Origin of the sequence: Dermacoccus sp. SAI-028 (assembly GCF_004346775.1) — a bacterium.
GTDB lineage: Bacteria > Actinomycetota > Actinomycetes > Actinomycetales > Dermatophilaceae > Dermacoccus > Dermacoccus nishinomiyaensis.
Map to the genome: position 1 here is coordinate 552,958 of NZ_SMFS01000001.1, position 22,800 is coordinate 575,757.

General features: G+C 68.5%; 17 protein-coding genes. 7 read left to right on the forward strand and 10 right to left on the reverse strand.

Annotated elements, in window-relative coordinates; all coding sequences use genetic code 11:
• Window positions 1-195 precede the first annotated feature (195 nt).
• The gene (locus EDC82_RS02580; protein WP_081873786.1) at window positions 196-1,890 is read left to right on the forward strand and encodes a long-chain-fatty-acid--CoA ligase; all 1,695 of its coding nucleotides are present in this window, start codon (window positions 196-198) and stop codon (window positions 1,888-1,890) included.
• Between the two features lie 105 nt (window positions 1,891-1,995).
• Here the strand turns inward: EDC82_RS02580 and EDC82_RS02585 are convergent, their stop codons facing one another.
• Window positions 1,996-3,519, reverse strand: a complete 1,524-nt coding sequence (locus tag EDC82_RS02585) for an MFS transporter (RefSeq protein WP_131940524.1) — start codon at window positions 3,517-3,519, stop codon at window positions 1,996-1,998.
• A 387-nt stretch (window positions 3,520-3,906) separates the two neighbouring features.
• Here EDC82_RS02585 and EDC82_RS02590 point away from each other — a divergent pair, with 387 nt between their 5' ends.
• Window positions 3,907-5,427, forward strand: coding sequence for an amino acid permease (locus EDC82_RS02590; RefSeq protein WP_131940526.1), 1,521 nt, complete (start codon window positions 3,907-3,909; stop codon window positions 5,425-5,427).
• 226 nt (window positions 5,428-5,653) lie between these two features.
• Here the strand turns inward: EDC82_RS02590 and EDC82_RS14465 are convergent, their stop codons facing one another.
• Entirely contained in the window at window positions 5,654-5,920 is a 267-nt protein-coding gene (locus EDC82_RS14465; RefSeq protein ID WP_074045973.1) for a hypothetical protein, read from the reverse strand.
• 470 nt (window positions 5,921-6,390) lie between these two features.
• A complete protein-coding gene (locus EDC82_RS02595; protein ID WP_006945741.1) occupies window positions 6,391-6,684 on the reverse strand; it encodes a GNAT family N-acetyltransferase in 294 nt (97 codons plus the stop codon).
• A gap of 180 nt (window positions 6,685-6,864) precedes the next feature.
• Here EDC82_RS02595 and EDC82_RS02600 point away from each other — a divergent pair, with 180 nt between their 5' ends.
• The gene (locus EDC82_RS02600) at window positions 6,865-8,028 is read left to right on the forward strand and encodes a phosphatase domain-containing protein (protein WP_131940528.1); all 1,164 of its coding nucleotides are present in this window, start codon (window positions 6,865-6,867) and stop codon (window positions 8,026-8,028) included.
• Window positions 8,029-8,113: 85 nt separating this feature from the next.
• Entirely contained in the window at window positions 8,114-8,755 is a 642-nt protein-coding gene (locus EDC82_RS02605) for a RadC family protein (RefSeq protein ID WP_131940530.1), read from the forward strand.
• On the opposite strand, the gene EDC82_RS02610 is transcribed toward EDC82_RS02605, so the two are convergent.
• The 5 genes from EDC82_RS02610 to hsdR all read right to left on the reverse strand — a co-directional run bounded on the left by EDC82_RS02610 (window position 8,739) and on the right by hsdR (window position 15,307).
• Entirely contained in the window at window positions 8,739-9,860 is a 1,122-nt protein-coding gene (locus EDC82_RS02610) for a restriction endonuclease subunit S (protein ID WP_131940532.1), read from the reverse strand. The genes EDC82_RS02605 and EDC82_RS02610 overlap by 17 nt on opposite strands.
• Complete coding sequence (locus EDC82_RS02615; RefSeq protein ID WP_131940534.1) at window positions 9,857-11,338, reverse strand: class I SAM-dependent DNA methyltransferase; 1,482 nt, start codon at window positions 11,336-11,338, stop codon at window positions 9,857-9,859. The genes EDC82_RS02610 and EDC82_RS02615 overlap by 4 nt, the downstream gene beginning before the upstream one ends.
• Entirely contained in the window at window positions 11,335-12,174 is an 840-nt protein-coding gene (locus EDC82_RS02620; RefSeq protein ID WP_131940536.1) for a nucleotidyl transferase AbiEii/AbiGii toxin family protein, read from the reverse strand. Before EDC82_RS02620 ends, EDC82_RS02615 begins: the two co-directional genes overlap by 4 nt.
• Window positions 12,171-12,779, reverse strand: a complete 609-nt coding sequence (locus EDC82_RS02625; protein ID WP_131940538.1) for a type IV toxin-antitoxin system AbiEi family antitoxin domain-containing protein — start codon at window positions 12,777-12,779, stop codon at window positions 12,171-12,173. Before EDC82_RS02625 ends, EDC82_RS02620 begins: the two co-directional genes overlap by 4 nt.
• Window positions 12,780-12,853: 74 nt before the next feature.
• The gene (hsdR, locus tag EDC82_RS02630) at window positions 12,854-15,307 is read right to left on the reverse strand and encodes an EcoAI/FtnUII family type I restriction enzme subunit R (RefSeq protein ID WP_160126175.1); all 2,454 of its coding nucleotides are present in this window, start codon (window positions 15,305-15,307) and stop codon (window positions 12,854-12,856) included.
• A gap of 161 nt (window positions 15,308-15,468) precedes the next feature.
• Here hsdR and EDC82_RS02635 point away from each other — a divergent pair, with 161 nt between their 5' ends.
• The 3 genes from EDC82_RS02635 to EDC82_RS02645 all read left to right on the forward strand — a co-directional run bounded on the left by EDC82_RS02635 (window position 15,469) and on the right by EDC82_RS02645 (window position 18,637).
• Window positions 15,469-15,654 (forward strand): hypothetical protein, encoded by a 186-nt coding sequence (locus EDC82_RS02635; RefSeq protein WP_131940542.1) that lies wholly within the window; start codon window positions 15,469-15,471, stop codon window positions 15,652-15,654.
• Window positions 15,655-15,768: 114 nt separating this feature from the next.
• Window positions 15,769-17,862, forward strand: a complete 2,094-nt coding sequence (locus EDC82_RS02640; protein ID WP_131940544.1) for a thioredoxin domain-containing protein — start codon at window positions 15,769-15,771, stop codon at window positions 17,860-17,862.
• A gap of 163 nt (window positions 17,863-18,025) precedes the next feature.
• A complete protein-coding gene (locus EDC82_RS02645; protein ID WP_006945738.1) occupies window positions 18,026-18,637 on the forward strand; it encodes an antibiotic biosynthesis monooxygenase in 612 nt (203 codons plus the stop codon).
• A 176-nt stretch (window positions 18,638-18,813) separates the two neighbouring features.
• Here the strand turns inward: EDC82_RS02645 and hrpB are convergent, their stop codons facing one another.
• Both hrpB and EDC82_RS02655 read right to left on the reverse strand, forming a co-directional pair.
• A complete protein-coding gene (gene hrpB, locus EDC82_RS02650; protein WP_131940546.1) occupies window positions 18,814-21,540 on the reverse strand; it encodes an ATP-dependent helicase HrpB in 2,727 nt (908 codons plus the stop codon).
• Window positions 21,541-21,601: 61 nt separating this feature from the next.
• Window positions 21,602-22,648: a peptidoglycan bridge formation glycyltransferase FemA/FemB family protein gene (locus tag EDC82_RS02655; protein ID WP_006945670.1), complete on the reverse strand. Its 1,047-nt coding sequence runs from the start codon at window positions 22,646-22,648 to the stop codon at window positions 21,602-21,604.
• Between the last annotated feature and the right edge of the window lie 152 nt (window positions 22,649-22,800).

The window sequence follows — 22,800 nt, forward strand, 5'->3', positions numbered from 1 at the left end:
CACAGGGGACAGGAATCGCGACCGGGGACGTAGTTCGCAGGAGGGGACAGGAATCGCCGATGGGTACTACGGGTGTAGAAGCTCGACGTGACGGGGCATACACTCGAAGACGGTGCCGGCGATCCCGCTCGGCACCTCGTGCTGTGACGAGACCAGCCGTGACGAGGCGCGACGCGCCGATGGAGGATGACGACGATGCTGACGAACGCGCTGTGGGCGAACTCCTACTCGCCCGGTGTGCCCCTGCGCCTCGATTACGGCATGGCGACGCTCGTCGATCAGTTCGACTCCGCCGTCGCGCGATTCGGCGATCGCCCGGCCATCGACTTCATGGGGCGCGTCACGACCTACGACCAGCTCAAGGCTCAGGTCGACGCCGCCGCGGCCGGTCTGTTGGACCTCGGTGTCACGGCGGGCGACCGCGTCGCCGTCCTGCTGCCTGGCTGCCCGCAGAACGTCGTCGTCACGCAGGCGATCATGCGCATCGGCGCGATCGCGGTGCAGCACAACCCGCTCTACACGATCGGTGAGCTGCGCGCGCCGTTCGAGGACCACGAGGCCGAGGTCGTCATCGCATGGGACAAGATCAGCCCGATGCTCGTCGACCTCGCGCAGGAGAACGGCGTCCGCCACATCGTCGCGATCGACGTGACGGCGGAGCTGCCGTTCGTCAAGCGTCTCGCGCTGCGCCTGCCGGTGAAGAAGGCGCGCGAGTCGCGCGAGCGGCTCACCGGCCCGGCGCCCGAGGGCCTGCTGAGCTGGAACGACCTGCTCTCACGCGGCACGCTGCCCGTCGACCACCCCAAGCCATCGGCCGGTGACCCGGCGATCATGCTCTACACCTCGGGCACGAGCGGCACCCCCAAGGGCGTCCCGCTCACGCACGCGAACCTCGCTGCCAACTGCCTGCAGGGCAAGGCGTGGGCGCAGCTGCGTGACGGTGAGGAGACGTTCCTCGTCGTCCTCCCGATGTTCCACGCCTACGGCCTGACGATCGGCGTCCTCGCGGGCATCAACCTCGGCGCGTGCCTGCTCATGCTGCCCGCCCCCGAGGTGCCGCTCATCATCGACGCCGTGAAGCGTCGCACCCCGACGTTCGCTCCGGGCGTGCCGCCGCTGTACGCCCGCATCCTCGACGAGGCGGAGAAGCGCGACGTCAGCCTCGAGGGCATCCGCATCGGCCTGTCGGGCGCGATGTCGCTGCCGTCCGCGCTCGTGCAACGCTGGGAGAAGGCGACGGGCGGCCACCTCATCGAGGGCTACGGCCTCACCGAGACGAGCCCGGTCGTCGTCGGCAACCCCATCTCCGACGATCGTCGCGCCGGCTCGATCGGCGTGCCGTTCCCCGACGTCGAGATCCGCCTCGCCGATCCCGAGGACGTCACGAAGGACGCGCCGGATTCCGGCCCGGGCGAGCTGCTCGTCAAGGGTCCGCAGGTCTTCGGTGGCTATTACAAGAAGCCCGAGGCGACGCAGGAGGCGTTCCACGACGGCTTCTTCCGCACCGGCGACGTCGTCGAGATGGGCGAGGGCGGCTACCTCACGGTCGTCGACCGCATCAAGGAGATGATCGTCACGGGTGGCTTCAACGTCTACCCGAGCGAGGTCGAAGGCGTGCTGCGCGAACACGACTCGATCGCCGACGCCGCCGTCGTCGGGCTGCCCGCCACCGCGGGCGGTGAGGACGTCGTCGCCGCCGTCGTGCTCGCCGACGGCCACACCGATGCTGACGCCGAGGCGCTGCGCCGCCACGTCAAGGGCAAGCTGACGGCGTACAAGGCGCCGCGTCGCTTCGTCGTCGTCGACGAACTGCCGACGAACCCGATGGGCAAGGTGCTGCGCCGCGAGGTCACCAAGCTGCTGCACGAGCACACGAACCAGGGCGACTGAACGAGCGGTGGTCGCGGCGAGACGGCGGCGAAGGCCGCCACCCCGATCGGGTGGCGGCCTTCGTGGCTGCGAGCGTTGTGGACTCAGCGCTCGCGGCAGCGGACGTCAGTGCTTCTCGGTGTCCGAAGTGGTCCCCGCGGTTGCCGCGTTCGCGGCGTCGTGCGCGTCGAACGGCAGGTCCTCGTGGACGATGTCGGGGTTGTCGTGCTGCGTCTCGACGAGTTCGTGGGCCTCTTCGTCGGAGGCGACCGTCGGCATCGAACCCGGCAGCGGTCTGCGCGCCGACTCCTTCATCGCGAGCAATGCGATGCCGCCGAGCACGGCGAAGAACATCGTGTAGAGCGCCGGTGCGTTCTTGCTGCCGGTCCACTTGACGAGCGCTTCGCTGATCATCGGCGCGGTGCCGCCGAACAGGGAGACGGCGATGTTGTACGACAGCGCCATGCCGCCGAAGCGTGAGGCCGTCGGGAACAGCGCGGGAAGCGTCGAGGCCGACATCGCGACGTAGAAGCAGACCGAGAAGGCCAGCATGAACATCGCGACGAAGGCCAGCGTCTGGTTCTCCATCATCATGTAGGCCGGGTAGGTGAACAGCAGCGTCGAGATGATCGCGATCCAGTAGACGGGCTTGCGGCCGATCTTGTCCGACAAGCGCCCGACGAAGGGCACGGCCAGGGAGAGCGCCACGAGCGCCGGGATGGTGGCTGCAGCGGCACCCAGGGTGGTGTAGCCGTGGTTGCTCTCGAGGTAACCGGGCATGTACGACGTGAGCGAGTAGCCGGCGGTGTTCGTCGCGCCGACGAGCGCCATGGCGATGAGCAGCGGGCGCCAGTGGTGCTTGATGATGCCGACCGGGCCGAGCTGCGTCTGCGACTCGTCGATGGCGTCGTTGCTCTCGGCTGCCTCGTTGGCGGCCTGCGTGTTCTCGAACGTCGGCGACTCGTCGATCTTCATGCGGAAGTACATGGCGAGCAGGCCGAACGGCAGAGCGAGCAGGAACGGGATGCGCCAGCCCCAGTCGTCCATCGTCTCGGATCCGAGGCCGATGCTGAACAGCGCGACGACGGCGGCGCCGACCGCGAAACCGAGGTAGGAACCGGTGTCGAGGAAGCTCGAGAAGTAGCCGCGACGCTTGTCGGGGGAGTACTCGGAGACGAACGTCGTCGCGCCCGAGTACTCACCGCCGGTGGAGAAGCCCTGGATGAGGCGGCAGATGATGAGACCGGCGAACGCCCACCAGCCGGCGGTCGAGAACGACGGCAGCAGACCGATGGCGCCCGTCGCGATCGACATGGCCAGCATCGTGATGGCGAGCGTCTTCTGACGCCCGATCTTGTCGCCGAGGGGGCCGAAGACGAGGCCACCGAAGGGGCGGGCGAGGAAGCTGACGGCGAACACGGCGAAGGTGATGATCATCTTCGTCGAGTCGTCGCCACCCTCGGGCTGGAACACCTTCGTCATCGTGGCGGCGAGGTAGCCGTAGATGCCGAAGTCATACCATTCCATGAGGTTGCCCATGGTGGCGCCCGTGATGGCTTTCTTGAGTGGAGCTTTCTCGACCACGGTGATGTGGTCGCGTTCGAGCTCGCGGGGCTCGCCGTCCGGTGCGGCGGAAGCGGTATGGGACATGTGTGTTTCTCCTGCGCACGTTCGGGTGGGCGAAGCCGGGCCCGCAGCGCATTCGTCGCTCGTGGGTGTTCGTCTCGAATGGGAAAAAACGGTTCTCATCCCATCGCCGATGCCCCGGAATGTCCAGTGCTCGGACGCTTTGCGGCCCCGATCTGCGAGGTTCGGCAGGGCTGAGGCAGCGCGGCGCCACAGCTTTGTCGCGAGGATGTGATTTGCCGCACATTTCACGCCGCGGCAGGGGTTGTCGGCCCCCGTGTCGCCCCTTCTCCGGGCGGCTCGCGTTGCTACTCTGAGCCCGGCTCGCCCGCCGGGCAGGTGCCCCGGCGAGGAACCGAACGACCGGTCCTCACGCCGCGTCATCCACTTCTCGATCTCGCAGGAGACGCCATGGCCACACAGGCCGATTCCACGCCCGCCGAGCCGTCAGGGCCCGCGGGCTCCGTCGCCGACCCGACGCCTGGCGCGGGTGGTCAGAACGAGCTGCGACGCGACCTCAATGCGCGCCACCTCAACATGATCGCCATCGGCGGCGCCATCGGGACGGGCCTGTTCCTCGCCTCCGCCGGTTCGATCCACGAGGCGGGCCCCGGCGGCGCGCTCGTCGCGTACGGCGTCATCGGGTTCATGGTGTGGTTGCTCATGCAGAGCCTCGGCGAGATGTCGACGTATCTGCCGCTCGCCAACTCGTTCGAGGCGTACGGCACCCGATTCGTCAGCCGCAGCTTCGGCTTCGCGCAGGGCTGGAACTACTGGTTCAACTGGGCGATCACGGTCGCGGCGGAGATTGCGGCGGCGGGCGCCGTCGTCAAATACTGGGCGCCGGACGTTGACCAGCGTCTCGTCGCGCTCGTCTTCTTCGCCATCCTGTTCGCCATCAACGCGATCAGCGTGCGCGCCTTCGGCGAGAGCGAGTTCCTGTTCGCCTCGATCAAGGTCATCACCGTCCTCGTGTTCCTCGCCGTCGGCGTCCTCATGATCTTCGGCATCATGACGGAGGCGCCCGGCACGAAGAACTGGACCACCGGCCAGGCGCCGTTCGTCGGCGGGTTCTCGGGCATCATCGCGATCTTCATGATCGCCGGATTCAGCTTCCAGGGCACCGAGATGATCGGTGTCGCCGCCGGTGAGGCCGACGAGCCCGAGAAGACGATCCCGAAGGCCATCCGCGCCGTGTTCTTCCGCATCCTCATCTTCTACATCGGCGCGTTCGTCGTCATCGGCTTCCTGCTGCCGTACACCGACCCGCGCCTCGTCAATGCCGCTGACGGCGACATCCAGGCGTCGCCGTTCACGCTGATCTTCGAGAAGGTCGGCGTGGTCGGTGCGGCGAGCGTCATGAACGCGGTCATTCTCACCGCCATCCTGTCGGCCGGTTCGTCCGGTCTCTACGTCTCGACCCGCATGCTCTACGCGATGGCCCAGAAGGGCATGGCGCCCCGCTTCCTGCTCAAGACCAACCGCCGTTCCGTACCGATGCCGGCGCTGCTGCTGACGGCCCTCGTCGCGCTCGGCTGCTACGGGCTGAGCCTGCTCTCGTCCGACGCCTATGGCTGGCTCGTCGCTGCCTCCGGTCTCGCGGGGTTCATCACGTGGTGCGGTATCGCGTGGAGCCACCTCAAGTTCCGCAAGGCGTACGTCGCACAAGGTGGCCGCGTCGAGGATCTGCCGTTCCGCGCGAAGTGGTACCCGCTCGGGCCGGTCGTCGCGCTCGGCATGTGCGCGCTCGTCATCGTGCTGCAGAACAAAGACCTGATCTTCGAAGGCACCGTCGACCCCGGCGGCCTGCTCGAGAGCTACATCGGCCTGCCGCTGTTCCTCGCCGTGTGGGCCGGCCACAAGCTCATGACGAAGTCGAAGAAGGTCGACCCGCTCGAGGCGGATCTCACGCGCACCCGCTCGCACTCCTGACGGCGGGTTGACCGGCTGGGCGCGTTGACAGGCTGCGCTGACTCGGCCAGCGCGCGGTGTTCGGTTTCGAGCTGTACCGGCGACTAATTTTCAGATGTGGGTCGCATTTTGGGATAGAAGCGATTCGTTACCGGGGTGTCGACGACCTCGTCGCGGATGTCTCGGAAGGTCTTGCGTGCCTCAGCGTTGCCTCCGCGCGAAGCCCCAGTGGTCTCCTGCACCCTCGTCAGCACCGCCGCGTCTCGCCTTCGTGACGGCGACGTCGGGAGATCTGGGTTCGCTCGAGCAGCAGCGGCGATTCCTCCGCGACGTCGCATCCGGCGTCCCGCACGTCGTCGTGGACGATCTCGCGTGAGCGCGATCGATCGCCTCGCTCGCGAACGATCCCGACGTACAGCTGCACGAGCTCGACGCGGCCGACTTCATGATCGGTCGGGCGGGCAACATGGGTGCCAGCATCGCCATCGCTCAGGGGCGTGAGGGTTTCATCCATCCAGACTCGCGCAGCATCCCACTACCAGGGTTCCTCGAGGCGTATCGCGACGCCTTTGCCGTGTGCGGCACGAGCCGCGGTGGTTGTTCAACGGCCCCATCACCTACCTGTCGGCCGATGATGACCTGGCGGCCATGAAACGACGCGGAGTCGCGCAACTCGTCGACCCGCACCCGCGCCGCGCGCTCCCGCCTCCTGGTGACGTGCGCGCGAACGAGGACCATCGGTTGTTCCTGGCGGACAGCTTCGCCGTCCGCGTGCGCGAGTGGCGGTTGCTCGGTGGTTTCTGCCCCCGACTACCGCGACCCGGCCATCGGCGACCTCGATCTCGCGATGCGCGCCGAGCAGGCCGGGCTGTCCATGGCATGAGTCGGTGGCGCGCACGTATTGCACGCGCCGACGGCGTCGTCGACGCGTGGTGTCGAGGACCTCGCGGTGTTCGTGCGCCGCTGGGGCTACGAACCGCCCGCTCATGAGGCCGTGACGCGCACGTCCGCGTAGTCGGGGTGCTTGTCGATCCACGACGCGACGTACGGGCAGACCGGGTCGACCTTCTTGCCGGCCGCGCGCACGTCGTCGAGCGCGAAACGGACGATCTGGCTCGCGAAACCGCGGCCACCGAAGCGCTCCGGCACGATCGTGTGCGGCATCGTGACGACGTCGCCGTCCTCGCGGTAGTCGGCGAACCCGACCTGCTCGTCGTCGAGGAAACCCTCGTAGCGGTGGGTCTCGGTGTTCTTCTTCACGGTGATGGTGTCGCTCATGCACTCACTGTGGCACGCCGAACTCGCGGGCGGGCGAGTATCCCGCGCGGTGTGTCGGTGAGGTGTGTCGGTGAGGTGCGGGGCGCCGCATCGAGGCTCGATAGGCTGTCGTCGCGGGCGTGGTGCGCCCGGGCGGCGCCGTGATCGGCTGCCGTCAGCCGTTCGGCCAGGGGAGGCCTCGTGGGTGCCACGCTCGATCTCGTCAACTCCCTTCTCGACGGCCCGACGGGGCGACGTGATGAGAAGCAGATCCTCACGCTGCTGCGCGAGGCGCCCGCCGGTGAGCTGAACGACGTCCTCGAGAACGTCGACGCGACCAAGCTGTTCGACGACATGGACGACCGCCTCATCGGCCCCGACAACGAGACCGCCCTCATCGAGTTGCTCACCCGCACGAGGCGTCACGAGTTGAGCATGGCGGCGCAGGTCGCCGTCATCCACGGGATGCAGGGCGGCGCGACGTCGGCTGCGATGGAGGGCGCGATCCGTGACATGCTGCTCGCCCACACGGGCAACGACCTGACGCACCTGAAGAACACGCTCAACCTCGCGAAGGGCCGACACGATCTGGAGGGTCTCGTCTTCGCCGACATCGACGACGACGCCATCCGCGCCGAGATTCTCGACCACTTCGCCGCGTCCTCGTCGCTCGAGGGTGAGCGGCAGGCGAAGACCCTGTCCGACATCGACGACACCGCCCTGGCGAAGATCCACGAGACGCGTTACCCGCGCGGAACCGTCATCCCGGGCATCATCGCGTTCTACGAAGCACTCGACCTCGGACCTCGTGACGCGCCGCTCTCGCGCGGTGACCTGACGTTCGTCACGGCGCGGCCTGCGGATGCCCTGGGGTTGATGAAGAGCTACAGCCGCGAGTCACTCACCAAGGCCGGGTTCGCGGATCTGTCGATCATGACGGGCAGCATCTTCCATCTTGCGACGCACGACGCGATGGCCGCGAAGAAGGTCGCCAACATCGCGCACTACGCGACCTTGTTTCCCGAGTACGACCTCGTGTTCGTCGGCGATTCGGGGCAGGGGGACATCGCCGTCGGCGAGCAGATCTTGCAGGCGCACGGTGACGTCGTCAAGGCCGTCTTCATCCACGACGTCGTGGCCCTGGATGCCGGACGCCGCGCCGAACTCGCCGCGAAGGGGATCTGGGTGGTCGACACCTACGTCGGTGCGGCCGCCAAGGCTCACGAGTTGGGGTTGATCTCCGAGGCGGGCGTGCAGCGCGTCATCGACGAGATCCACCGGCTGCTCGACGACGTCGAATGGGAATCGTCCGAGCAGGAGCGCGCCATGCGCGAGCTGGTGGAACGGGACGCTGCCGGCGCCTGACGCGGTGGCGCGTGCCTGCGAGCTCGCACGGGCCTGTGGATGACGAACGCCGCGTCGCTGCGCGTCGCCGTACCGTCGAAGGGTGATGAGCGACGGGCCCCGGGAGCGGTTGATGATCCATGGCGCGTCCGCGCTCAGCGACGCCGAACTCGTCGCCTTGCATCTCGGGACGGGCAGCCAAGGGGCCCCCGTGCTCGTGCTCGCCCACCGCCTGCTCGACGCCTGGGGCGGCGTCGCCGGGCTGGCGCGCGCGGAAGTGCCCGAACTCGCCAGGACGCCCGGGGTAGGCCCCGCGAAGGCGAGCCGACTCGTCGCGGCGTTCGCCCTCGGTTCGCGCGGCGGGCAGCGCCCGACGCGGCCCCTGCGGTCGTCGGCCGACATCGCGGCGCTCGCGCGCGCCCACATCGGCCACGAACGGGTCGAGCACGTCCTCGCCCTCGTGCTCGACGCCCGCCTCGTGCCGCTGCACACGAGTGTCGTCAGCCGCGGCGGCGCCGCGGGCGCGAGCCTGCCCGTGCGGGAGCTGCTCGCCCTCACGATGCGCCACGACGGCGTCGCGCTCGCCGTCGCGCACAATCACCCCAGCGGGCACGCCGCGCCGAGCCGCGCCGACCTCGACGCGACCCATCGCCTCCGCACCGGCTGCGACGTCGTCGGCGTGCGCCTGCTCGACCACGTCGTCGTCACCGACGGCGACGCGTGGGCCAGCATCACATCAACGCACTGAACACCTCGTTGCGCGCGGCAGGCAGGAGGGCTTCGGCGAACGTCTGCGACCGGAGGTTGAGTAGTTGAGCATCCCTTGCGAGCCGTAACGCCATGGCCAGGGACCGCTGTGTGTGAGGCTCTGGAACCGTGACGGGCAGGCTTTCAAAATTCTCCTCTTTCAACCGGTTCCGGCTGGTCGGAGTGCTCCCAGTGCTCGCCTGGTTTACGAGGGCGGTGAATTGTGGTGAGAGGAGCTGGGCAAGAAGGACTTCCGGGAGAATTCGGGTACGGTCGATCTCGTAGGTGGGGAACTCGTTGGACGCGAAAAGATGGCTCTCCGCAATGGCGAAGGACTGCTTCCAAGCGAACAGTCGGTTGTAGACGAGGTCCCCGGGCGCTACTTCGTAAAGTGTCTTCGCCGAGAGGTCGCGTCCGTACCGCGTCTCGCGGTGGAAAACGCCATCCCCGTACCAGCGCACCCCTGCCAGTCCATACGAATCGTCGGTCCGTACGGGCACAGGTCGGCGCACGCGTGACACCAACTCGCCCAAGGGGACCGATACCCCGGGCTGCTCGTTATGGGTGACGGAGCGGAGAAGCGACGCTCTGTTTGCGCCTTGGCGGATGATCTGGCTGACCGTCGATGCCGTGGTGTCCAGATAGTCGGCGATGCGCTTCTGCTCGGCGAGGTCGGGGAGGGGGATTTCGATCCTCTCGAAGTTCTTGATGGATAGCGTTCTGTTGCGATCGGCTGATCCCGGTGACGCCTGCCCTAGTGACCCAATCCCTGTTTCGGACAGCAGGTAATGCTTCACGTAATTGAGGTCCGCGTTTCCCCGGGAGGTATATTGCAGAAAACGGTTGGAGGCAATATATCCATGCTCGTCTTCCGTCGTGGTCGTTACCGCACCCTCCCAACCCTTGATGTTACTGATGACAATGCGGCTAGGCGCAAGACGGAAGTATCGGAGTTTAGAGAGTTCATGAGCGGGCGCTTGGGGGTAGCGGATAATGCCGTTTCCAAAGCTTCGGAGGCCCACGGGGCGGTAGGCCTGCGTGGGGTCGATGGCGACAGGGGTTCGAGCTGCTTCCAGGAGTTCACCCAACGGCACCATGTCCGTCATGAGTGCACCTCGAATCCCGCGACGGTGGTCTTGAGGTCGTCGAGTACGGCGAGGATCTCGTGCTCGGTGGCGATGAGTTCGTCGACGATCTCGGCGACGGGGCGGTGCGTGAGGTCGTCGGCGGTGTGGGGGTTGTGCAGGTCGAGGTTGTAGCCCGATTCGCGGATCGAATCGGCGCTCACGCGCCAGGCGTGCTCGTTCCCGGTGCGCCCTTCGTGGGAGGTGCCGCCCCACCACGTCGTGAAGTCGGCGAATTCCTCGAACTGCAGCGGCTTCGTCTTCGTGTAGCGTTTGCGGCCCTCGGGCAGGGGGTGCTCGTAGAACCACACGTCGTCGCTCTGCGGGCCGCGCTCGAAGAACAGCACGTTCGACGGAATGATCGTGTACGGCGCGAACACGCCTTCGGGCAGGCGCAGCACCGTGTGGAGGTTGAACTTCTCCATGAGCCTGGCCTTGATGCGCCCGCCGATACCGGCGTCGAACATGACGCTGTTGGGCACGACGATCGCGCACCGCCCCGTCGGCGACTTCTCGATGCGGGCCATGACGTGCTGGAGGAACAGCCACACCGTCTCGGTGGTGCGCAGGCTCGTCTGGAAGTTCTCGAGAACCCCCGATTCCTCCTCACCACCGAACGGGGGGTTGGTGACGACGACGTCGACGCCGTCGCCGCGCACCTGATCGAGCTTCTGCGACAACGTGTTGGTGCGCACGAGGCGGGGTCGATCGACCTCGTGCAGCAGCATGTTCATCTGGGACAGCAGGAACGGCAGCGGCTTCTTCTCGATGCCGCGCACGCTCTGACGCACCTTCTGCCGCTCGACGCTGCCCGGCGCCTGCTCCAGCATGTGCTCGAGCGACTCGATGAGGAAGCCGCCGGTGCCCGCAGCCGGATCCATCACCGTCTCACCGGGTTTAGGGTCGACGAGGTCGACCATGAGACGCACGAGCGGGCGCGGGGTGTAGAACTCACCGGAATCGCCGGCTGCGTCACGCATCTCCCGCAGCATCGACTCGTAGACGTGTGCGAGCGTGTGGATGTCGTCGTTGCTCGCGAAACTGATCTTGTCGATCTGGGCGACGAGATCCTTGAGCAGGAAACCGCTCATCATGCGGTTCTGCACGTCGTGGAAGACCGCGGAGATCGTGTTGCGCGGGTCGGTGGGATCGTCGGAACCGTGAAGGTCGCGCAGGTGCGGCAGGAGCTGCGTGTCGACGAATTCGAGGAACGGCTCGCCGGTCATCGAACCGCGGGCCCACTCGGACCATCGATACCGGCCCTGGATGGCTGGGACGTACCCCGGGTTCCCGATGGGGCGATCCTGCTCCGCCTCGTCGTACGCCCGCAGGAAGAGCAGCCACGCGAGCTGGGGCAGTCGGTCGAGCTCACCGTTGAGCCCCGCATCCTTGCGCATGATGGCGCGCGATTCCTTGACGATGTTCTGCAGTTGCGCGCGGGTTGTCGCGGGCTGGGTCATCGGTTCCTCGACTTCTGGTAGAACGTGCGGACGAAAGCGTAGGCGGTGTCGCTGGTGCGAGACGTGACGTCGAGATCGGCGACCATCGCCGCGTACGGCGTGGGCCACGAGGCCGGCGGCGCGGGAAGGTCGGCGGGCGCTGCAGCGCCGTCACGGACGCGGAAGACGACGTCGACACGCTCCGCGAACCGCGCAGCATCGAGCGCGCCGGATTCGATGATGAGGACGAGGTCGACGAGATCCTTCACCCGGGACGACGGCCGGTCATGGGCGTAGATGCGCGAATAGGCGTGCACCTTCTCCGCCGCATGCTGTGCCAGGTCGACGGCGCGGATCCGGACCGCCGGTGCTGCGGACGGGATCAGCGGGCTCGGGATCTCCACGGTCTCGACCGCCCCCGCCGTCTCGGCGGCCTGAGTGACCACGTCGAGAGTGAGATGTTCGAAGCTCGTGCCGCCGACCGAGGCTTCGACGCCGACCCGCCACGCCCCCTCATCGTCGGCATCGCGCAGGCGCCGGGGGAGGCCGACCCGAAACGAGAATGAGTCACCGAGATCCCGGTCGAGTGCTTCGTCGAGCAGATCTTGCACGTCGAGTGCCGTCAGGCCGGTCTCGGCGTGGACGAGATCGAGATCCTTGGTGGTTCGCGCCTGCGCCTCGAACCGTGCTTCGAGCAGAAAGCCGCCCTTGAGCACCCATGCCTCGTCGAGAGCGAGCCGGGCGAGCAGCCGCTGGAACGCGATCTGCCGGCGTAGGCGGGCGGGGTCGACACAGCGTTCGCGTGCCGCGTTGCGGATGCGGTGGCCCAACGATCTGGACGCGTCGGAATGCTTCATCGCGCGGCACGCTCCGCGAGGCGGCCCAGCGCTCGTTCCACGCGCAGGGCGGACGCGGCGGGCGCTTCGTCCGAGGCCCGCCGCAGTCTCCGAGCCGTCGTGAGGCCGCGCTCGACGGCGTCTGCGACGGCGTCATCGACGATCTCTTGGGAGAGCTCGGCATCACCGGCCGCATCGATGAGTGTGCGGATAGGCGTCGTGACCCGCCAGCCGGAACGCGTCTCGACGTCTTCGTCGCCGAGGTGGCCCCGATGCACGATCACGGACGGATCCGTGAGCGCTCTGCCACTCGAGGCCGTCATGTGGAGGCGGCGGGGGTTGCTGTCCGAGAGCCCATGAAGCGCCAACGCCGTGGCGTGGGAGAAGGCGGCCTGCGGACCGACGGCGAGCTGCAGGCGCACGAGATGATCGTGCTCCTCGACCGGCCAGTGCGGGAGGCGGAACAGGCCTCGCTCGACGCGAAGCCAGTTGCCGGCATCGACGTGGTACTTCTGCGCCTGGTAGGAGTACCCGGCGTCGAGGGCTTGCGCCGCAGTGAAGTAGCCGGACTGAGTGAAAGCCATCCGCTCGAGGCGGAGACGCAGCTCGCGGCGATCGGTGCGCATGGTCCCAGCATAGCCCGGCGTCGCCTCAATAAAATCTTTAGTTTCAGCGGCAGCGGTGTATGCCTAACTCAAGATCATGCTGAGTACAGCCAGGTTTGGACCGTCCCCAGCATGGCGTTGAACTCGGTGACACCGCCGAAGGCCTGCGTGATCTCCCGCTTGCTCCCCACCTGGGACAGCGGCGGCAGGGAGAGGACCTCGCCGGTGCTGATGTCGTCGACGCCGTGCTCGACGTAACGCTCGAGCAGCCCCTCGATCGCCGCCCGGGCCTGCGTGGGAAGAGCCTCGATCTCCGATTCGTGGGCAGCCCGGGCGCGGCGGGCGCGCTCGGCGCGAGTCGGCATCGGGGCGTCGAACGCGAGATGGGTGAGGGCGTCGAACAGGTCGATCATCTCGGTGCCCGGTGCCGCGATGTCCTCGCGCCGGATCCCCGCCCGTTCCAGTTCGGCCAAGGCGCGGGCACGTCCCGCCGGCGTCGCCCATTCGGCGGCAAGCTGATCCGCAGTGCCCGCGACCCGACCCAACGTGGTGCGCAAGTAGCGCTCGAACTCCACGAGCTGGAGCCCGCCCCCGCTCGTGTCGGCGCGGAAACGCAACTCGCCGGTGATCGAGATGCCGGACGCGCGGTCGACCACGAGCTTCGGCGGGCGCGGCGGCTGCGCGGGGCCGGGGACGACGGCGAAGGGCGCGCCCGGATCGCCGACGCTCGCGCCGTCGATGTCGACGGCGCCGTCGGCATCGGCCCAGCCGTCCGAATCCGGGTGGTCGACGGGCGGCAGATCGCCGCATCCCGCGTCCGGTGCTGCCGAGCCGTCAGCCTCGGAACGCGTCGTGGTGCCGTCGCGGTGGATCACGACGTTCTCGATGTGCGGCGGGTAGCCGTCGAAATCGGAATCGAGGAAATGACGGCTCGCACCGACGTAGTCGACGACGGTGAAGTGGGTCTTGCCCGCCTCGGGATACAGTCGCGTCCCCCGTCCGACGATCTGCTTGAACTCCGTCTTCGACCCGACGGCCCGGAACAGGACGACGAACCGCAGGTCGACGACATCCACCCCCGTCGACAGCAGGCGCGACGTGGTCACGACGATCGGCGTGCGCGGTTCCTCGGTCGAGGTGAACGACTCGAGCAGCCGATCCTTCTCCCACTCGTCGCCGGTGATGCGGGCGACCCACTCTGGGGTGCGCTGCATCAGCGGCTGATTGAGCGCGGCCAGCGCCGAGCGCATCTGCTCCGCATGATCCTGGTCGACGCAGAACACGATGGCGCGTTCGCCCGGGTGACGCGCGAGCAGGCGGGTGAGATGCTCCGCGACCACTCGCGTCCGTGCGAGAAGCGAGATCCTGCGTTCGAAATCCCTCGTGCTGTAGACACCCTCAGGAATGGCGTTGCCGTGCATGTCGACCTCGCCACGCAGCGGCTCCCAGCCCTCCTCGTCAGGGCTCGGCAGGACGCGCAGGACGTCGTACGGAGCGAGATAGCCGTCCTCGATGCCCTGACGCAGCGTGTACGTGAACACCGGGTTGCCGAAGTAGCGATAGGTCTCCGCGTCGTCTGCCTCGCTGGGGGTGGCCGTCATCCCGACCTGCACTGCACTGGAGAAGTGATCGAGCACGCCGCGCCACAGAGAATTCTCGCGCGCCGAACCGCGGTGGCACTCATCGACGATGACGAGGTCGAAGAAGTCCGAGGGATAGGCGAGCAGCGCCTCGTCGTCCTGCCCGTTGAGCAACGCCTGGTAGGTGGCGAAGTAGATCTCACGGTTGAGGTTGACCTTGCCGCGCACCCGCAGGTTGGGTTCGTGGCCGAACGCGGGGTTGAACACCTTCTCATGAGGGCTACGCAGCAGCTCGGTGCGGTCGGCGAGGTAGAGGACGCGGTAGTTACTGCCCGGGCGGACGTGCCGCTCGTACTCACGCAGCTTGTGGATGAGTTGCATCGCTGTGAAGGTCTTGCCCGTCCCGGTGGCCATGAGGACGAGGACGCGCTGCTCACCACGAGCGATCGCCGCGAGTGCCTCGTGGACGGCGCGGGCCTGATACCAGCGCAAGGTTCGGACCCGCTCGCCGTCGATGATGCGCCGGTTGCTGGGCTGGTCCAGAAGCTCCGCCGATTCGGCATCGAGGCCGCGCGCCGAGATGTACTCGGCCCACGCCTCGATCGGCGACGCAGGTCGTGGCACAACGCGTTCGGCGCCCGTCGTGAAGTTCCGCTCGATGAACGAGCCGCCGTTCGTGCTGTAGGTCAACGTGACCCCGAGCTGCTCGGCGTACCGGATGGCCTGCGCAAGACCGTCGGCGGCCGAGCGACGCGAGCGTTTGGCTTCGACCACGGCCAGGGGCACCTCACCGTTGGGCGACATCAGGACGTAATCGGCGAACCCGTCGCCGAACCCGCTGCGACGGTCCGCGCGGGTGGCGCGGAGGGCGAACTGCTCGCGAATGTTCTCGTCGCGCCAGCCGGCCTCCCTCAGCGCCGGCACCACGAAGTCGCGGCACGTCTCCCATTCCAGCGAATCATCCGTCACGGACGCCAGCCTAGTGACGTCCTCCATGAGGATGGCGGATTCTGCGAACCACCGGCGCTCAGCGCTCTTCGATGAGGCGCCAATGTGACATATGTCAATGCAACCAACCCCCGCCGCGCGTCGGGGTTCCGCTATGAGCGCAAACCTGTCAGGGTGGAGGCATGAGCCTTGGAGCAGCGTTGGGTCTGGCCGTTCTCGTCGTCGTGACCATGTTCGTCCTCGTCTTCGTGATGGCGGGGGTCGAGACACGGATGTTCAACGACGTCATGGTCACGCCGGACGCTGAGACCGACGAGGCGCCCGTCGCGGCGCTCGAGCCGGCGGCCGAGTTGTCGCGAGCCGCCTGAACCGGATACCTGACGATGTGCGCCCCCTTCACGTGATGATCGTGACGGGGGCGCTCTGCATGCTGAATCCCTTGGGATGACGCGGTTGTCGGTGTCGGGGCCTAGCTTGGGGTCATGGCCAACCGACTCGCTGCCTCGCTGAGCCCCTACCTGCGTCAGCACGCCGACAACCCCGTCGACTGGCACGAATGGGGTGACGAGGCGTTCGCCGAGGCGCGACATCGTGACGTGCCCGTGCTGTTGTCCGTCGGCTACGCGGCGTGCCACTGGTGCCACGTCATGGCGCACGAGTCATTCGAGGACACAGCCATCGCGGCGCAGCTCGCCGAGGGGTTCGTCGCCGTCAAGGTCGATCGTGAGGAGCGCCCGGACGTCGACGCCGTCTACATGAACGTCACGCAGGCGCTCACCGGGCACGGCGGCTGGCCGATGACGGTGTTGCTGACGCCGCACGGTGAGCCCTTCTACGCCGGAACCTACTTCCCGCGTGAGCAGTTCTCGTCGCTGCTGCACTCGATCGGTGAGTTGTGGCGTGACGATCGGGCGCGCGTCGAGGAAGCAGCGCGTTCCATCGTCGAGGCGATGCGGACGCGCTCGCGTGCCGAGGCGACGGGTTTGGGGCCTGGGGGAGATGACCTGCTCGGGCAGGGCAATGGGGCTGAGCGACAGCTCGTGGGGGTCGATCTGACGCGTGCCGTCGTCGGCCTGCGTCGCCAGTTCGACGACGGCCGGGGCGGCTTCGGTGGCGCGCCCAAGTTCCCGCCGTCGATGACGCTCGAGCACCTGCTGCGTCACCACGCCCGCACGGGCGACGCGGACGCCCTCGCGATGGCTCGCCGCACGGGCGAGGCGATGGCGCGCGGTGGCATGTACGACCAACTCGACGGAGGGTTCGCGCGCTACAGCGTCGACGTCGACTGGGTCGTGCCGCACTTCGAGAAGATGCTGTACGACAACGCGCAACTGCTGCGGGTGTACGCGCACCTGTGGCGCGCGACAGGCGACGACTGGGCGCGTCGCGTGACCTACGAGACGGCCGACTTCATCTTGCGGCGCCTCGGCACCAGTGAGGGGGCGTTTGCCTCCGCGCTCGATGCTGACACCGACGGCGTCGAAGGCCTCACCTACGTATGGAACGAGGAGGAGCTCGTCGAGGTGCTGGGCCGCAGCGACGGCGCGCGCGCCGCTGAGCTTCTCGGCGTCACCCGTCACGGCACGTTCGAAGACGGCCGCTCGACCCTGCAGCTGCGTCGTGACTCCGCCGAGCTTTTCTCGCCCGAGGTGCTGGGTGACCGCTCCCCGGACGCGTGGTGGTCAGACGTTCGGGCCAGGCTGCGCTCGGTGCGGGCCGAGCGCCCGCAGCCGGCCCGTGACGACAAGGTCGTCACGTCATGGAACGGCCTCGCCATCGCCGCGCTCGCCGAGGCCGGGATGATCCTCGAACAACCCTCGTGGGTGGCGGCGGCGCGGGAGGCGGCTGACGTCGTGCTCGCGACCCACGTCGTCGACGGGCGGTTGCGGCGGGCGTCGCTCAAGGGCCGGGTGAGCGAGGCGCTCGCGTGTGCCGATGACTACGGCAACCTCGCCGAGGGGCTGTTGGTGCTGCATCAGGCGAATGGCGAGACGCGCCATGCCGAGGTGGCGATCGGTCTGCTCGACGACGCGGCGCGCCTGTTCTTCGACGGCGACATCGTGTACGACACGGGGTCGGACGCGTCGCAGCTCTTCATCAGGCCGCACTCCGACGGCGACAACGCCGAACCGTGCGGCGCGTCGTCGCTCGCCTCGGCGTACGTCATGGCGTTCGCTCTGACGGGGCACGGCGAATACCGCGAGCGAGCTCTTGCCTGTCTGTCCGGCCTCGTGGGTGTGATGGCGTCGAACCCGCGGTTCGCCGGGTGGGCGCTCGCTGCGGCGGAGGCGCTCGCTGCGGGGCCGGTGCAGGTCGCCGTCGTCGACCCTGCGGATGGGGGTGCGGCTGCGGGGTCCGTCGATGGGCCGCCTGATGCGGCCGAGGCGGATGAGATGTGGCTGCGCGCCTGGCGTTCGACGAGTCCGGGGTTGGTGCGTGTTCGTGGCGCTGCCGACGCCGGCGGGGTGCCGTTGCTGGCAGATCGCCCTGCGGTCGACGGCCAGGCGACGGCGTACGTGTGCCGGGGCTTCGTGTGCGATGCCCCCGTGACGAGGGCGGACGAGATGAACATCTGAGGTGCGCCGCGCGGGCGGCGAGCGCCGATCGTCGTGGGGGTGATGAGGGTGGGCGGTACGGGTGCCCAGGGCGTGCTGCCTGGGCGGCGAGCGTCGTCGGCGTGACGCATGTGACACCGGTTCGGTTCGTTGTCTGCGCCGTGCATGCCCGACGATGACGGGTATGACGAATGCTGTCGCTGCCGCGCCGACCGCGCCTGACGAGGCGCCCGTGACGGTGTCGTTCACGCGCCACATGAGCACCGACAACGAGACTCAGGTGCTGGCCTGGGTGCATGCCGGCATGGCGATGGCGGAGAAGTTCGAGGGCTTCCTCGGCACCGGGTGGGTGCGCTCGTCGAGCAACTCGCAGGAATGGCACATGCTGTGTCGTTTCCGCAATCAGGCGTGCCTCGACGCGTGGGATCGCAGCCCCGAGCGCGCCTGGTGGTTGTCGTTCGGTGCGGACATCGTGCAGCACACCCGCGGCGAGAAGCGCGTCGGCATCGAGGGATGGTTCGACGAGCCGTCGCACAGCAGTGACGTCGTCCTGCCCGGCGAAGCGCCCGCGCCCGGCCGTCGTCTCGCGCCGCCGCGGTGGAAGCAGGCCACGATGATCTGGGCGGTGTTCTTCCCGATGTCGGTGCTTGCCGCCTACCTGCTGCAGCCGCACATCGCGAGCCTGCACGTCGTGTTGCGCACGCTGATCCAGACGTCGATCCTCACGCCGCTCATGACCTACATCATGCTGCCGTTCGCCACCCGCGTGCTCGACGAGTGGCTGCACGAGGAGTGACGGCTGCGCCGGCGTGACGCGGACGTCAGAGCTGCGGCGTCGCCAGGCGGGTTGAGGCTGTCGGCCGGTGAGTTGCGGACTGCAACTCAGCCATGCAGGATTGTGCCCCTCGAGTTGGGAGTTGGGGGACTGCAACTCGGCCATGCAGGATTGTGCCTCCGAAGTGCCGCCGGGCGTCAGAGGCGGTTCTTCGTCTTCGCCGTCGCGACGTGTGTGAGAGGGTCCTCGGGCCACGGATGCTTCGGGTAGCGGCCGCGCATGTCGGCGCGCACGCCCGCGTAGGGCCCGGCCCAGAACGAGGCGAGGTCGTCGGTGACGGCGACGGGTCGCTGCGCAGGCGACAGCAGGTGGAACAGCACAGGTGCGCGCCCGTCGGCGAGGCGCGGGGTCTGCGTCAGCCCGAAGCACTCCTGCAGTTTCACTGCGACGATGGGCGGGCCGCCCGGTTCGTCGAGAGGTGGGTAGGTGATGCGCACGCTGGAGCCGCTGGGCACACGCAGCCGCTCGGGTGCCAACTCGTCGAGACGTGTCGCCTCGGGCCAGGGCAGCAGGCGACGCAGCGGTTCCGTCAGGTCGATGGAGGCGAGCTTCCCCCCACGGGCGAGGCGGTCGAGCTCCGGGGCGAGCCATTCGTCGAGTCGGGCGAGCAGTGTGTCGTCGTCCATCGCGGGCCACGGGTCGGCGAGGTGGTGGTGCAGGAAAGCCAGACGACGTCGCAGCGCCGCTGCAGCATCGCTCCATGTCAGCAACGAAAGCCTCTGCGCTGCAAGAGCATTCGCGACGGCTTGTCGCGCCACTTCCGGCGTCGGGGACGTTGGTGTCGCCGAGAACTCGATCGCGCCGAGCGCCTTGACACGCCGCCCCACGATCTTGCCGGAGGTCGCGTCCCACGTCGCGCGCATCTCGTCGACGAGCAGGTGCGACGTTGCGTCCTCCGCGATCGGTCGAGTGATCGGGGCCGCCAACCGGATGACGGCGCCCGTCCCACGCGCGGCGCGACCATCGGAACGCGCGACGTCCGCGACAGCCAACCACTCACACTCGGTCAACGGTGAATCGTCTAGCCCCGCACGGGTTCCCGACGCCGTGAGGTAGACGCCCTCGGCGACGCGATGCGCCACGCGTTCCGGATACGCAAGAGCGATGACGAGACCGGCGTCGCTCTCGGTCTCGGCGTCCACGGAGCGAGCCCGTCGAGATGCCGCGGCGTGTCCGGGCGCCCACCCGGGGTCCGGGGTGGCGCCGGCGTCATTCGAGCCGGCCGCGACGACGCGCGTGAGGCGTTCGCTCTCGCGCACCCACCGCGAACGGGCCGCCCCCTGCAGCTCGGCGATCGCGTGGTCGAGGTCGGCGTCCCTCGAGCGGACGTCGTCGGCGAGTGCAGCGACGTACTCCGCGGCCGATCGGGCGCCGATTCGCTCGGCCGCGACGAGCAAGGCGCGGGCGAGCCGCGGGTCGGCGGGTACCTCGACGAGCGTCCTGCCGAGGGCGGTGATGCGACCGTCAGCGTCGAGCGCGCCCAGGCCGACGAGGGTGTGCGTCGCCTCGCGCAGGGCGGGCGCAGGTGGTTGCGTCGGCAAGGAAAGCCCGGTGCCGCCCGGCGTGCCCCACGCCGCGAACGTCAGGGCGACGTCGGTGAGGTCGCTCGTCGCCATCTCGGGCGTGACATGCTCGGGCATGCGCGCGAACGTCTGCTCGTCGTAGCAACGCACCGCCATGCCGGGCCCGAGACGGGCCGCACGGCCGGCACGCTGCACCGCGCTGGCGCGCGAACACGCCACGGTGACAAGGCCGTTCATGCCGCGCGCGACGTCGCGTCGAGGTTCGCGCGAGAGCCCGGCGTCGACGACGAGGCGCACGCCGGGCACCGTCAGTGACGACTCCGCGAGGGCTGTGGAGACGACGACGCGGCGCCGTTCGTCGGGTCCGCGACCGGACGTCGCGCGATCCTGCTCGGCGGCGTCGATGCGCCCGTGCAGTTCGAGCACGTCGAGTTCGGGGCGCAGTTGCCGCACCTGCTCGGCGACGATCGACACCTCGCGCGCACCCGGGAGGAAGACGAGCGCGTCGCAGCCCCGCAAGCCGGCCAAGTTGGCGACGGCGTCCGTCGCTGCGGCAGTGCCACGCCCGCCGACATGAGTGTCGGCATCGTCCAGCGCGCGGGTCGTGGTGCGCGCGACGTGCTCGAGGAAGGCGCGGGTGACGCCGCGCGCGTCGAGGCGGGGCGAGTCGAACGGCGCCCATCGCACGTCGAGCGGGTGCAGCGCGGACGGGCAATCGACGAGGGGTGCCTCACCCGACGTGGTGGTCGCGGCGAGGAGATCGGCGAAACGCGGTGCGTCGAGCGTCGCTGACATCGCGACGACGACGAGATCGTCACGCAGCGCGCGTACGTCGGCGAGCAGGCCGAACGCGACGTCGGATTCGATCGAGCGCTCATGCACCTCGTCGAGGATTACGGCGCCGACGCCCGTCAGTTCGGGGTCGGCGAGCAGGCGCCGATCGAGCAGACCGGGCGTGACGAACTCGACGAGTGTCGCTGTGCTCGAGCGGGATTCGCCGCGCACTGCGTAGCCGACGACGTCACCGAGACGCGACCCCGTCAGCTGTGCCAGACGGCGTGCGGCAGCGCGTACGGCGACGCGGCGCGGCTGGGTGACGATGACGCGGCCCGCTCGGCCGGGCGTCACTCCACGGGCCGCTGCGGTGTCGACGTCGCGCCATGCGTCGCCTCGCTCAGCGAGCCAGTTCGCGACGAGCGGCGGCGCGAGCGTCGTCTTGCCCGTGCCGGGCGGGGCCTGGACGACGCACGCGCCCGCGTCGAGAGCGCGCGTCAACTCAGCGGTGGCCGTCGCGAAGGGCAGCCCGCGTCCGATGGCGTCGAGGTCGAAGAGGGCATTCATCGTGGCCTATTCTCGCCCCGCGCGGCATCTCACCCCGAATCGCAGGATGCGCGGGCGCCGATCAGAAGTACGGCGTCTTCTTCACGACGAAGTGGGCCTTGCGCACAGCCTTCTCGACGCCGGCCTCCCACGCCTTCGCCTGCAGCGGCATCACGGGCAGCAGCCAGGTGCCGACGTAGTCGGTGATCTCCTTGTTGAACCCCGTCTTGAACTGTCCGACGCCGTAGAGCGGGTGCGTCTCGTCCTTGGCGCGATCCGAGGGCGGGGCGCCGCACAGGTCGTAGTCGGTGACGCCGCGCTCCTTGAGCGCCTTGATCGTGTCGAGCACGAGAAGCGCCGCGGCGCCGCGCACCTTCTTGACGGGCACCGACGCCGCGTCCTTGCGGCTCGCGAGGTGGCCGTTGATCATGACGAAGTCTGCCGAGATGACCTCACCCTCGTAGTAGGCGAAGAAGAAGGCGCCGCGGCCGTCGCGCGCGTACGTCTGCCAGAACGTGCGGTAGTACTCGTAGGGGCGGATGACGAAACGGCCCTCGGCCGTCTTGACGAACAGGTCGTAGAACGTGCGGCACGAGGCGTCGTCGATCGGCGCCTCGGCGGTCGTCACGCCGTCCTTGACGGCGCGGCGGATGTTGTAGCGCGCCTTCGAGTCGAAGCCCTTGAGCAGGGTCTCGGCGTCGGGCCGGATGTCGAGCCACACCGTCGAGAACGTGGGCTGGACGTCGGTCGTGCGGTGAGCGCCCGCGGCCTCGAGCGCCGCCCGGTTCTCGGGTGAATCGACGAGCTGCGGCTCGAACTTGATCGCGAAGACGAGGCGCTTCTTCGCCTGCGCGGCAAGCGCCGTCAGCACGCCCGACGGGTCGCTGCCCTCCGCCAGCCCGGGGCCCTGCGGCACGTACCACAGCCGCCCCAGCGGCGGGACGATCCGCTCGAGCACCATGACGGCGACCCCACCCGCGTCGACGAAGCGGGGCCTCCACCCGGCGTCGGCCTTGATCTCGGCGAACTCCGCGAGCTGGAAGAATGCGCCGCCGTCGGGGTTCGCGGCGACGGAGGCGTTCCAGCCGTCGGGGGCTGATGTGGTGGAGGAGGCTGATGGCGCCGTCACGGTGCGTCCTACGTCTCGGGAATGGATGTTCCCCTCCATCGTGACGCATCGACCCCGCGCGTCAAGCATCGCCGTCCTCGACGTCGGGCACGTCGCCGACACCGCGCGGAGCCGGGCCGGGCGGCGAGCGCGACACCTGGGTCCCGATCAGC